The sequence below is a fragment of the Streptomyces phaeolivaceus genome, assembly GCF_009184865.1.
Lineage (GTDB): Bacteria > Actinomycetota > Actinomycetes > Streptomycetales > Streptomycetaceae > Streptomyces > Streptomyces phaeolivaceus.
In genome coordinates this window covers 4,419,063-4,431,416 of the sequence record NZ_CP045096.1, presented here as the reverse complement: position 1 = coordinate 4,431,416, position 12,354 = coordinate 4,419,063, and the positions used below count along the sequence as shown (strand labels likewise).

The 12,354-nt window shown below is 71.2% G+C and carries 9 protein-coding genes; 4 read left to right on the top strand and 5 right to left on the bottom strand.

Translation table 11 applies throughout. The features are described 5' to 3' along the window. Positions 1 to 43 precede the first annotated feature (43 nt). Together F9278_RS20730 and F9278_RS20725 are read left to right on the top strand one after the other, a co-directional pair. Positions 44 to 1,474, top strand: coding sequence for an MFS transporter (locus tag F9278_RS20730; protein WP_193241562.1), 1,431 nt, complete (start codon positions 44 to 46; stop codon positions 1,472 to 1,474). 91 nt (positions 1,475 to 1,565) lie between these two features. Next, a complete protein-coding gene (locus F9278_RS20725) occupies positions 1,566 to 2,108 on the top strand; it encodes a hypothetical protein (RefSeq protein ID WP_152169694.1) in 543 nt (180 codons plus the stop codon). A gap of 17 nt (positions 2,109 to 2,125) precedes the next feature. On the opposite strand, the gene F9278_RS20720 is transcribed toward F9278_RS20725, so the two are convergent. The 5 genes from F9278_RS20720 to F9278_RS20700 form a co-directional block, all read right to left on the bottom strand. Then, a complete protein-coding gene (locus F9278_RS20720) occupies positions 2,126 to 2,806 on the bottom strand; it encodes an alpha/beta fold hydrolase (protein WP_152169693.1) in 681 nt (226 codons plus the stop codon). A gap of 45 nt (positions 2,807 to 2,851) precedes the next feature. Next, a complete protein-coding gene (locus F9278_RS20715; protein WP_193241561.1) occupies positions 2,852 to 3,562 on the bottom strand; it encodes a flavin reductase family protein in 711 nt (236 codons plus the stop codon). A 120-nt stretch (positions 3,563 to 3,682) separates the two neighbouring features. After that, positions 3,683 to 4,486 (bottom strand): enoyl-CoA hydratase/isomerase family protein, encoded by an 804-nt coding sequence (locus F9278_RS20710; RefSeq protein ID WP_152173986.1) that lies wholly within the window; start codon positions 4,484 to 4,486, stop codon positions 3,683 to 3,685. A 136-nt stretch (positions 4,487 to 4,622) separates the two neighbouring features. Then, positions 4,623 to 6,929 (bottom strand): acetate--CoA ligase family protein, encoded by a 2,307-nt coding sequence (locus tag F9278_RS20705; RefSeq protein WP_152169692.1) that lies wholly within the window; start codon positions 6,927 to 6,929, stop codon positions 4,623 to 4,625. A gap of 248 nt (positions 6,930 to 7,177) precedes the next feature. Beyond that, positions 7,178 to 8,401 carry a flavin-containing monooxygenase gene (locus F9278_RS20700; protein WP_152169691.1) on the bottom strand — a complete coding sequence of 408 codons (1,224 nt, stop codon included), beginning with the start codon at positions 8,399 to 8,401 and terminating at the stop codon, positions 7,178 to 7,180. A gap of 306 nt (positions 8,402 to 8,707) precedes the next feature. Between F9278_RS20700 and F9278_RS20695 the strand changes: the two genes are divergently transcribed. Further along, positions 8,708 to 9,058, top strand: coding sequence for a trypco2 family protein (locus tag F9278_RS20695; RefSeq protein WP_152169690.1), 351 nt, complete (start codon positions 8,708 to 8,710; stop codon positions 9,056 to 9,058). After that, on the top strand, positions 9,055 to 12,354 hold the full coding sequence (locus F9278_RS20690) for an NACHT domain-containing protein (RefSeq protein ID WP_152169689.1): 3,300 nt from the start codon (positions 9,055 to 9,057) through the stop codon (positions 12,352 to 12,354). The genes F9278_RS20695 and F9278_RS20690 overlap by 4 nt, the downstream gene beginning before the upstream one ends.

Here is a 12,354-nt window from a genome sequence, read left to right as displayed (position 1 = left end):
CGGCCACTCGTCCGGGATGACCGCAGGTCGGAAGCTTGACGTCATGACCCAGACAGCCGACGACGCGTCGATCGGCGGTACCGCCGGTACCGCCGACTCCCGTAGTGCCGCCGCCGACTCCCTCCCCACCGGCGTCCACCCGGGCCCCGAGGACGCCCGCCCTCGCCCCGGCCGTGATCGGGGTCATGGCCGGGGGCGCGGCCGGGGCCGTATCCACCGCGCCTGGTTCGTCGCCGCCGTCACCTTCGTGACGATCATCGGGGCGGCGGCCTTCCGTTCGCTGCCGGGGCTGTTGATCGATCCGCTGCACGAGGAGTTCGACTGGTCGCGCGGCACGATCGCGTCGGCGGTCTCGATCAACCTCGCGCTGTACGGGCTGACGGCCCCCTTCGCCGCCGCGCTGATGGACCGCTTCGGTATCCGCCGGGTCGTCGCGGTGGCGTTGACGGTGATCGCGGTCGGCGCCGGTTCGACGGTGTGGATGACCTCGGCCTGGCAGCTGATGCTCTGCTGGGGCCTGCTGGTGGGGCTGGGCTCCGGTTCGATGGCGCTGGCGTTCGCGGCGACCGTCACCGACCGCTGGTTCACCGAGCGGCGCGGCCTGGTCTCGGGCATCCTGACCGCCGCCTCGGCGTCCGGGCAGCTGATCTTCCTGCCGCTGCTGTCGTGGATCGTCTCGGAGCACGGCTGGCGGCCGGCCTCCGTCACCGTGGCCCTCGCCGCGCTGGCCGTCGTCCCCTTCGTCTGGCTGCTGCTGCGCGACCACCCGGCGGAGGTGGGGCTGAAGCCGTACGGGGCGAAGGAGTTCGTGCCGAAGCCGGGGCCGGTGCGGGGCGCGGCGCGGCGGGCGGTGACGGTGCTGTTCTCGGCGATGCGGACCGGGCCGTTCTGGCTGCTGGCCGGGACGTTCGCGATCTGCGGCGCCTCCACCAACGGTCTCATCCAGACCCACTTCGTTCCCGCCGCCCACGACCACGGCATGCCCATCACGGCGGCGGCCTCGCTGCTGGCGGTCATCGGCGTCTTCGACGTCCTCGGCACGATCGCCTCGGGCTGGTTCACGGACCGCTTCGACTCACGGCGGCTGCTGGCGGTGTACTACGCGTTCCGGGGTGTCTCGCTCCTCTTCCTCCCGATGCTGCTCGCGCCCTCCGTGCATCTCCCGATGGTCTTCTTCATCGTCTTCTACGGCCTCGACTGGGTCGCCACCGTCCCGCCCACCATGGCCCTGTGCCGGGAGCACTACGGCGAGGACAGCGCCATCGTCTTCGGCTGGGTGCTCGCCTCCCACCAGGTCGGCGCCGCCCTCGTCGCCTTCCTCGGCGGCCTCGCCCGCGACACCTTCGGCTCGTACGACGTCGTCTGGTACGCCTCGGGCGCGCTGTGCGCGGCGGCGGCACTGATGGCGCTGGTGATCCGGCGGCGACCGGTGGGGAAGACGGGCGGGACGGCGGGAGCGGTGGCGACGGCCTGAGTCCGCCCGCCTTCGGCCGGGACCCCGTGTGGGGCAACCGTTTCGGCCGGGGCACACTCCCTCTGGGCGGGGAGGGATTCTGGCGATGTGCATGGCAACGGCTGGGGTGACGGACGAGGGCGCGGTCCGGAAAGGGGCCGCGCCGTCGGCGGTGGCGATGGCGGTGCTGGGCGTGGAGGGCGCGCTGCTGTGCGCGGTGCTGTTCCTGCTGGGGCTCGGCGCGTCGTCGGGGCCCGGGGGCGGAGAGTCCGCCACGGCCTTCGCCGTCGCCCCGCTGCTGCTCGTGCTCGTCCTCTTCGCCGCCACCGTACTGACCGTCGCGTACGTCCTCCCGGCCGTCGCGCTCGCCCACTGGACCGCCCGGCAGCTGACCGGCCGTACCGCCTGGTGGTGGGTCCCGCCCGCCTGCACCCTTTGGGTACTGCCCGCCCTGGCCGTCCCGTCCTTGCACCTTCCCGCCCTCGCCGTCTACGCGACGGCCCTGCCCCCGGCCCTGGCCGCCCACCACACCCTGGCCCGCGCCGACATGGGCCGTCCCGTCCAGCCCTGCGCGGCGATCCTCACCTGGGGCGCGCTGGCCGTGCTGTGCGTGGTGGTCGTGGGCGGGGTGGTGACGGTGGCCGGGGGCGGGTAGCCGAGCGGTCGTACGCGTCAACCGCGCGCGGCGATCATCTTCTCGATCTCGCCGAGCACCAGGTCGGGACGGTCCACCGGTACGTCGTGCGAGCTGCCTTCGGCCGTGACGAGGGTCCGGTCGGGGCCGGCCTCCACGAACGCGGCGGCGGCCTCCCGCCAGAGCCGGGCGTCCTCGGGCGACCCTTCGAACGGGGTCTTCCCCGACACGATGACGGTGGCGGGGACGCTGTCGGGCCAGGAGACCCGGTGGTACGCCCGGTGCGCCGGCACGTAGTTCGCCGCGGTGGCGACCAGTCGACGGTTCTCCTTCGTCGAGGGATCCGCCTTCGCGGCCTCGACCTGCGGTGTGCTCAGGGCCATGAGACGGGCGATCGTCCCGTCGGTGTAGAGCTGCGGCAGGTTCGCGTCGACCAGTACCGTGCCGGAGACCGTCTCCCGGTGCGCGCGGGTGAAGTAGGTCGCGACCTCGCCCGCCTGGGAGTGCGACACCAGGATCACGTCCCGGGTGACGCCGAGTTCCCGCAGACCGGCCTCCAGATCGCTGACGGCGTTCTCCACCTTCCAGGGACCGGGCACCTCGTCGCTGTCGCCGAGCCCGGAGCGGTCGTATGTGATGATCTTCGATCCGGTGGCCGCCGCGAGTCTCGGAACGAGGTCCTTCCAGTACGAGGAGTCCAGGCCCCCACCCGCGTCCAGGACGACGGCGGGAAGACGCGCGTGGTGGGGCCACCCCCTCGCCGCTCAGCCGGTCGTGAACCCGCCGAACCGGCCCCGGTGGAACAGCAGCGGCGCGCCCTCCCCGGCCCCGGCCCCGGCCCCGGTCCCGTCCTCGTCGCCCGTGCCCAGGGACTCCACCCGGCCCACCACGATCAGGTGGTCGCCGCCCGTGTGGACGGCGTGGATCGTGCAGTCGATCCAGGCGGTGGTGCCGGTGAGGCGGGGGGAGCCGGTGGTGGGGGCGGGGGTGTGGGTGACACCGGCGAACTTGTCCGTGCCGCTCGCCGCGAAGCGACGGCACAACTCGCCCTGGTCCGCGCCGAGTACGTTCACACAGAAGACGCCCGCGCGCGCGATACGGGGCCAGGTCGTCGACGTACGGCCGACCATGAAGACGACGAGGGGCGGGTCGAGGGAGAGCGCGGAGAAGGACTGGCAGGCGAAGCCGGCGGGGTGGTCGGCGGGGTGGTCGGCGGGGTGGTCGGTGGTACGGCCGTCGGCCAGCGGGGGTGGTGCCGGGGCGGTGATCACCGTGACGCCGGTCGCGAAGTTGCCCAGGACGCGGCGGAATTCGGCCTGCTCGACCGGGGCGCGTTCGTTCTCGCCGACGCAGCGCAGCTCGGGGCGGGGCAGGGCGTCGAGGATTGGTGGTGTGTTCGTCGTCCTACGGCTCCCGCGGGCCGGGTCCGCTCTCAGGTAGCGGACGGCGGCGGCTGCCATTCCCGCGTGTCCCATCACACCGCCCATTGAACCTGACGGTCCGTCAGAAGTGAAGCGCCGTGCTCGGGCCGCTCGTTGGCCATCGGCGACGGCCTTTCGGCGAGGCCGACGGCGACGGGCCGCTTGCGGTGACGGTCAGCGGCCCTCGAAGCGTGGGGTTCGTCGTTCCGCGAAGCTCGCCACGCCCTCCTGGGCGTCCGCCGTCGTCATGTTGATCTCCTGGGCGGCGGCCTCGGCGGCGAACGCGGTGGCGCGGTCGGTGTCGAGGGAGGTGTTGACCAAGTGTTTGGTAGCCGCCAGGGCGCGGGTCGGCCCGGCGGCCAGCCGTTCCGCCCACTCACGGGCCGTCTTCTCCAGGTCCTCGGCCGGGACGACACGGTTGACGAGCCCGAGGCGCTCCGCGTCGGCGGCGGACAGGGCGTCGCCGAAGAACATCAGCTCCTTCGCCCGGTGGGGGCCGACGAGGCGGGGGAGGAGATAGGCGCCGCCGCCGTCGGGGACCAGGCCGCGCCGTACGAACACCTCGATGAAACGGGCCCCCTCGGCCGCCAGGACCAGGTCGCAGGCGAGGGCGAGGTGCGCGCCGATACCGGCGGCGGTGCCGTTGACCGCCGCGATCACCGGCTTCTCGCAGTCGAGGACGGCCGCGACGAGGCGCTGGGCGCCGAGCCGGATGACGCGCGCCACGTCTCCCGACACTCGCTCCCCGCCGCCGGGCACCCGTGCCCCGCCGACTGTCGCCGCGCCCCGCAGGTCCGCTCCCGCGCAGAAGCCGCGGCCCGTCGCGGTGAGGACGACGGCGCGTACGGCGGGGTCGGCGGAGGCGTCGGAGAGGAGGCCGATGAGACGTTCCCGCTGGTCGGGGGTGATCGCGTTCATCGCCTCGGGGCGGTTGAGAGTGATCCACGAGACGGCGTTGTCAGTGGCGTGCAGTATCAATGAGTCACGCGAGTCGCGGGATTTTTCCGGCTGTTCATGCCTATTGGTCTGTTCCGGCTGTTCGAGGGGGGAAGTGGACATGTGGGTGCTCCTGTTCCTACAGGGAGTGGCGCGGCTGCTGGGCGTGTGGTCGCGCTCAGCGGCACACCGCCAGCGCGTCCAGGGCGACCGCCCCCTGCCCCCTCGGCAGCACCATCAGCGGGTTGATGTCCAGCTCCGCGATGTCGTCCCCGAGTTCGAGCGCCATGCGCTGCACCCGGAGCACGACCTCCACGAGGGCGTCCACGTCGGCCGGGGGAGCCCCGCGCACCCCGTCCAGCAGGGCCCGCCCGCGCAGTTCGGCGAGCATGGCGTGGGCCTGGTCCTCGGCGAACGGGGGCACGCGTACGGCGGAGTCGCGCAGGACCTCCACGAGGACACCGCCGAGACCGACCGTGACCGTGGGCCCGAAGAGGTCGTCGTGGGTGACGCCCACGACCATCTCCACCCCCCGCTCGACCATCTGGCACACCAGCACCCCGTCGAGGGAGACGTCCTCGTAGCGGGCGATGTCGGTGAGTTCGCGATAGGCGTCCCGGATCTGGCTCGCGGAGGTCAGGCCGATCTTCACCAGGCCGAGTTCCGTCTTGTGGGCGATGCGGGCGCCGGACGCCTTCATCACCACCGGGTAGCCGACGAGGCCCGCCGCGCGGACGGCCGCCGCCGCGCTGGTCACCAACTGCTCGCGCGGCACCCGTATCCCGTACGCGCGCAGCAGCTGCTTGGCCGCGTGCTCGCTCAGCTGCTGCCCCGGCCGCATCAGCGCCTTGGCCTTGCGGAAGGAGGGCGAGGGGGAGCGGGGTGCCTCGTCGAAGGGGGAGCGGTAGGCGCTGGTGAAGCGGGTGTGGTCGAGGTGGGCGCGGACGGCCGTGATGCAGTTGGCGAAGGTACGGAAGGTCGTCACCCGGGACGACCCGAGCAGGGTCTCGCGGTAAGCGGCCTCGGTGCCCACCGGCGACCCCCACACCACGCACACCAGCTTGTCCGTGCGCTCCGCGGCGGCCACCAGGTCCTGGGCGAGCTTGTCGCTCATGGGCGGGAAGGGGCCGGTGATGGGACAGATCAGCACCCCCACCGCCGGGTCGTCGAGGATCGCGTCGAGGATGCGGGGGCCGCGCCGGTCGCCCACCGGGTGACCGCCGTTGTCCACGGGGTTGGCCACGCTCAGATAGTCGGGGATCCACTGGTGCAGCTCGGCCTGCTTGGCCTCGGAGAGGGTGGGCAGGGGCAGTCCGGCCTCGGTGGCCAGGTCGGCGAAGTGCGCGCCCGTGCCGCCCGAGATCGAATAGACGACGACGCCCTCGGGCAGGGGGTCGGCGGCTGAGCCCGGGACGGTAGTACCGGTGGTCCCGATCATGCCCGTTGTCCCGGTCGTGCCCGGGGTGCGAGGGCGGCGTGCCCGCGCCAACAGGGTGGCGGTGTCCTGGAGTTCGTCGAGGCCGTCGACGCGGATCACGCCGTACTGCCGCATCGCCGCGTCGACGACCGCGTCCGCGCCGGTCAGCTTGCCGGTGTGGGAGGCGGCGGTGCGGGCCCCGGTCTCGGTGCGGCCGACCTTGACGGCGACGACGGGGACACCGCGCCGGGCGGCCCGGTCGGCGGCCAGGAGGAAGGCGCGGCCGTCCTTGAGGCCCTCGACATAGGCGGCGATGGCGCCGACCTCGGGGCGTTCGGCGAAGTAGGAGATGAAGTCGGCGGTCTCCAGATCGGCCTCGTTGCCGGTGGGGGCCCAGTGGGAGAGGCGGATGCCGAGTTCCTGGAGGGAGAAGACGGGGCGGCCCTGGTGGCCGGACTGGGTGATGAGCGCGATGGCCGGACCGTCGAGGTCCTCCCTGAACCGCTCGAAGGCGTTGAGGTTGGTGTTGGGGCCGAGCAGGCGCAGTCCGTCGGCGCGGGCCACGGCGGCGGCCAGCCGTTCCTGCGCGGCGGCGCCCTCCGCGCCGGTCTCGGCGAAACCGGAGGCGAAGGCGACGGCGAACCGCACCTTGGCGGCGGCCAGTTCGTCGATCACGGGGAGGGGGTCGGAGACGAGCAGGACGGCGAGGTCGACCTGTCCGGGCAGGGCGGCCACGGAAGGGGCGCAGGGGATGCCGAAGACCGACTCGCGGGTGGGGTGCACGGGGTGGAGCCGGGCGCCGACCCGCTCGGACCAGGCGAGCAGCTGCCGGGTGATCCCGGTGTTCGGCCGGCCCTCCGCGTCCGAGGCGCCGACGACGGCGACGGATTCCGGCCGGAAGAATCGGTCCAGATCGGGGACCTCGGCATGCAGCGGGCGCCCGCTGACGTCCAGGTCGCCGACCTCGGCGGGCCTGCCGTGCACGACCTGCGCGGGGTGCTCGCCGCACGCGACGGTCCGGGCCCGGCGGGAGTCGGTGGTGAGGGTGCCGTGGGTTGATCCAAGCATCGGTCCGCCCGCTCCTGTGTGACAGCCAATTCAGTGACGTGACGAGCGACGTGACGCGTGCACGTTTCTGACGACACGTCAGATTTCAGACTACTGAACTGACGCTGTGTCAGGAATGGGTGTGCGAGCAAAGTTACGCGGCGGTAAGGGCGTTCGAGGGGGTTGTACCCGCGCGGGGCGCGGGTCAGACGTGTACGACGGGGTCGGTCTGGGGCCCGATCGGGGGCGATCGGGCCGATCGGGGCGGCTCAGGGGGTGGTGCGGATGCGGACGGTGACCGCGTCGCGGGTGGCGACGCCGCCCGTTCTCGCGACGGCCTTGGCGATCTTCTCGGCGTCCAGGGCGAGTTCACGGAACATGCCGCTGATGGGGTTGGTGAAGCCGGTGAAGTAGAGGCCCGGGGCGTTCTGGGGGGAGCGGGCGCCGTGCACGACCGGCTTGCCGCGTCCGTCGAGGACGTCGAGATGGCCGACGAGCCCCTCCAGGGCGCGCCGGTAGCCGGTGGCGGCGATCACGGCGTCCGTCTCGATCCGGCCGCCGTCGCCGAGGGCGACCTTGCCGTCCTGGAAGCCCTCGACCGGGCCGACGATCTCGACCTTCCCCTTCCGTACGGCGTCGATGAGGCCGACGTCCTGCACGGGGATGGAGCCCTCGTTCACCCGGGAGTAGAGGCCGGTGTCGGGGCGGGACAGGCCGTGCTCGGACAGGTCCGGCACGCTGAGCTTCGCCATCGGTCTGGCGAGCCGGTCCACGACGGCGACGGGCAGCCGTCGTACGAGGACGCCCGTGTACTGGGCGGCCCAACCGGCGGTCGACCGGCGCACGATGTGCGGGGCCGTCCGCACCGCGAGCCGGACGCGCCGGGCGCCGCCCTCGACGAGGTCGACGGCTATCTCGGCGCCGGTGTTGCCGATGCCGACGACGAGGACGTCACGGCCGGCGTAGGGCTCGGGGTTGCGGTACTCGGAGGCGTGCACGAGACCGCCGGTGTAGGAGTCCCGGCCGGGCCAGTCGGGGATGTGGGGCGTGTGGTTGTAGCCGGTGGCGACGACGACCGCGCTGCCGGTCAGCTCACGGCCGCCGGTGGCGCGCAGCAGCCAGCCGGTGCCGTCGGCGCCGCGCTCGACCCGGGAGACCTCGACGCCGGTCACGATCTCCAGCTCGTGCACCTCGGCGTACTTCTCCAGATAGCGCACCACGTTGTCCCGCGACACCCACCGGCCGAAGCGGCGCGGCATGGGCAGACCGGGCAGGCCCGACAGCCGCCGGGTCGTGTGCAGGTGCAGCCGGTCGTAGTGCCGCCGCCAGGACGCCCCGACCCCGTCCGCCTTCTCCAGCACCACGGCCCGTACCCCCTGGGCCCGCAACGCGTACGCGACGGCCAGCCCGCCGGGGCCGCCGCCGATCACGTAGACGGGGTGGTCGGAGGGGGCAGGGGTGGTGGATCCCGCGGATGCTCTGGAGTCGGCCATGTGCCCGAGCGTATTCACGCCCTCACTTGTTGGGTCTCGGTCAAGCCCGGAATTGGTTGCGGATTGATCACGGCTGTAGGAGAGGTGGGTGGGGTCTGTGGCGTAGGTCTCCTGGTATGTGAGGAGGCGGTGAGGCCTCCGGCGTGAGTGGGGTGGTGGTGGGAGCGGGCCCGGCTGTACATGCGGGTGCGGGTGGAAGGGCCGTGGGCCTTTTTGGGTGAATGTCAGGATCTTCCGAATGCGGGGGCGTTCGCTGCATCATCATGTGGGTGACAACTTCCCCTGTGGAGAGATCGGTTGACGTACATGAGGCACACTTCGGACGACGACGGCCTCGGCTCTGACCATGTGCCGATCGATCTGGTCTCGGCCGTCAAAGCCCTTCGTGCGCAGATCACCGAGGCCGCCGCGACCGACCCCGAGTCGGATATCCGGTTCCAGGTGGGGCCGATCGAGCTGGAGTTCACCGTGGCCCTCACCCGTGACCGGAGTGTCAAGGGTGGCGTGAAGGCGTGGGTCGTCACGGCCGACGCCGAGGGCAAGCGGTCCACGGCGCACACGCACCGGGTGACGCTCAACCTGACGCCGATCTCGGCGGCCACCGGGGAGAGCCCCGAGATCAATAACTCCGACTCCGGCCACCGCATCGTCCGGTGAGCACCGTCCGTCATCCCAGCCGCGCGCATCTGGTTGCCGTCACGACGGTGGACGACGAGGTGCGGGGCAGCGGCTATCTGCTCGGCAGTCGGCTCGTGCTGACCGCCGGCCATGTGGTGACGGCTGTCGGCGGCGGGGAGATGCGGGTCTGCCGCATGCAGACGCTGCGTGGTGCGTCGGCCAGGGTCCTGCGGACCGAGGGGGACGTCGCCCTTTTGCTGCTGGCCGAAGAACTCGCCGACCCCGGCGAGCTGGGCGACGTGGAGATAAGCACCCTGGCGGCCGACGCCCGCTTCGAGGACTGCGCTGCGCTCGGGCTGCCCGCCGTGATGACGAGGGTCGCGGCGGGCGTGACACTGCTGGAGCCGTCGTTCCACATCGCGTCCAACAGCGCCGAGAGCCACGGATACCTGTCGCTCGAACTCGTCGGCCATCCCCCCGAGGGAGCGGCGCCCTGGAGCGGGATGTCGGGGGCGCCGGTGTTCCACGCCGGGCGGTGGCTGGTGGGGGTCGTACTGCGGGACTCCGCCGGGTGGGGGCACGCACGGTTGGAGGCCGCGCCGCTCGGCGCCTTCTTCGAGGCGGTGCCCGAACTCGACGCGCTGTTCGGGGTCGCGCAGCCGGTCCCGCGGCAGGAGTTACAGCAGGCACTCCGGCAGGTCGCCCCGCTGGTCACCGAGTCGGACGCCCGTGACGCCGTGTTCCTGGACGCGTACCGCAGGGAGGTCGTCCGGCGATATGGGCACATCCAGCTGTTCGGGCTCGGACTGCGCGGGCTCGACGACGAGATCGGTATCGAGCATGCCTACGTCAGTCTGCGGGCCGGGCTGCCCGCGCCGGGTTGGCTCTCCTCGGGAAGCACGACCCCCGACCAGGCACGCCCCGTCGAGCATCTGATTCCGAAGAACACCCGGCTGTTGCTCAGAGGCGACCCCGGTGCCGGCAAGTCCACGCTGCTCGAATGGCTGGCCGTCTCCATGGCGCGCGGCTCCTGTCGGGGCCCGCTGCGGTCGTTCAACCACCGAGTTCCCTTTCTGCTGCGGCTGCGCGACATGTACGCGCCGCGTTGGAAGAAGGTCGAGGGCCTGGACGGGATCCCCCCGGAGCCCGAACGGTTCCTCGACTTCAACCGCATGGCGGTCGGTTTCGTACCACCCGACGGCTGGGCCCGCCGCATGCTCGCCCAGGAGCGGGCGCTGCTCCTCGTCGACGGTTTGGACGAGGTGTTGGAGTCGCACCGGGACGGCGTCATCGACTGGATCAGCCGCCTCCTGCGGGACCACCCACAGTTGCACATCATCGTCACCGGGCGCCCCGAGGCCGTACGTGACTGGCCGCCACCGCAGCGCCTAGGGTTCGCCGAGCTCAAACTGCTGGAACTGAACGGGCCGCAACGGGCCGAGCTGATCCGTAAGTGGCACGAGGCGGCCGCGGTCGGCGTCCGTTCCGCCCGCTTCGGCGACGAGGAGCGCGAGCGCCGGATCAGCCGACTGACTGATCTGGAAACCGCCCTTGTCCGGCACATCGACGGTTCCGGCGACCTTGCCGTGCTCGCCGCGACGCCGCTGCTGTGTGCCGTGCTGTGCAAGCTGCATGAGGTGCACGGCGCCCGACTCCCCCGTTTCCGGCAGGAGTTGTATGCACGCACCATCAATATGATGCTCGGACTGCGCGACGAGGAACGGGAAGTTCCCGACCCGCTGCCCCACCTTGACGTGGACCAGCGGCGGGCGATCCTGTCCTGGATCGCCGGGTACCTCACGACCGAGGGCGAACGGGAGATCACCCTCCAGCGCTTCGACGAGAAGGTGGAGGAACGGCTCCGCAGCCTCGGCCGCGACGCCGACACCTACACCGCCGAGGAGATACGCGAGGCCCTGCGGAAGCGGAGCGGTCTGCTCGTCGCGCCGAGCGAGGACAGCCTCCGTTTCAGCCACCGCACATTTCAGGACTACCTGGCCGCCACGGATATGGTCGCCAAGCGCGCCTTCGGGCAACTGGCTGGTCACGCGGGGGACGAGACCTGGGGCGATGTCCTGCGGTTCGCCATGAGTCAGTGCAATCTGGCGGACACGGGGGAGTTCGTCGCGCAGTTCCGGCGCAAGCTGCGGCTGGTGACGGACCGGAAGCTGCGGACGCGTATGCGGTTGGCGGCGGGGCAGTGCATTCCGTATGCGGTGCAGATGGCGGAGAGGGATCGCAGGACGCTGGCCTCGGGGGTGGCGAAGGTCTTCTGTGCGGTCGCGAAGAGGGATTTCGTCAGCCATGTCTGGTTGCAGCAGGTTGCGGAGGCAGGGCCCGATCTTCTGTCGGTTCTCGAGCGGGACTACAACTGGGACAGTGGCTTCCTCGCCGTGGCCGGGGTCAACTTGGCGGGCGTGGTCGGCGGTCCCGAAGCCATCCGATTTCTCGCGCGGATTCCGGGCGGGCAGAAGCGCCAGGCACTGTCGCATCTGCTCGTGCAGGAGTGGACGAACATTCCTGGTGCGGAGTACGCCAATGAGGTGCTCGCGGGACTGCGAGTGAGCGTCCTGCGCATCGACGCGGCTGAACAACTTGACTACGGACAGGCCCTCGGCCGGGTGAACACGCTCATGATCCGCACGGCGGCACCCATCGACGCGGTCGCTGCCTTCGCCGATGAACACTCGGTACAGGCTCTCGTCCTGAGTGCTGCTCCGCAGGGTGGAGCCTCCCTCGCCGTTCTCACCACCCTCAGTGCACTGTCCGCCCTTGCTGTTGGGACCACTGTCCTGGGCGCGGTCAGCTCCTACTTCGAAGACCCGTCGTTCCATGAATTGGCGCGGAGTCACAACGAAGTCCGTTGCACAACACCCGCGTTGCCAAATGTGATCGACCTCACTCTCTCTGCTATGCCGGACAACTGGTCGTTAGGGGCAGCGGGTTGGACGCGTCTCACTCACCTGGGTCTCGTCGGCGGGGCGGCGGCGTGCGGGATGACCGAACTCGGCGATCTTCCTGCCCTGACCCACTTGTTCGTCGCGTCGGCGCACGAGTACGCGATACCCCGGCAACTCGCCCACCCCGGTGTGACACATGTGGGGGTAGTCAGTGTCGGTGAATCCTGGGAGTTGGACTTGGCCCACCTGTCGACCGCTTTTCCTTCGCTGGCCGAACTCACCGTCAACGCGTCCGTGGACAGCCGCCAGATCATCGACCTGACACACCTCGATTCCATACCGCGACTCAAGGTCCGCCTCTTCGGCTTCGAACCCGGCGACGACCGCCTCCGCGGCGTCGACGCTTTCCCGGTGGACCGCATCAGTTGGACGTAG

Coding starts and splice junctions, on each gene's coding strand:
- F9278_RS20730 (WP_193241562.1), top strand. CDS start 44: ATGACCCAGACAGCCGACGACGCGTCGATCGGCGGTACCGCCGGTACC.
- F9278_RS20725 (WP_152169694.1), top strand. CDS start 1,566: ATGGCAACGGCTGGGGTGACGGACGAGGGCGCGGTCCGGAAAGGGGCC.
- F9278_RS20715 (WP_193241561.1), bottom strand. CDS start 3,562: ATGGGACACGCGGGAATGGCAGCCGCCGCCGTCCGCTACCTGAGAGCG.
- F9278_RS20705 (WP_152169692.1), bottom strand. CDS start 6,929: ATGCTTGGATCAACCCACGGCACCCTCACCACCGACTCCCGCCGGGCC.
- F9278_RS20700 (WP_152169691.1), bottom strand. CDS start 8,401: ATGGCCGACTCCAGAGCATCCGCGGGATCCACCACCCCTGCCCCCTCC.
- F9278_RS20695 (WP_152169690.1), top strand. CDS start 8,708: ATGAGGCACACTTCGGACGACGACGGCCTCGGCTCTGACCATGTGCCG.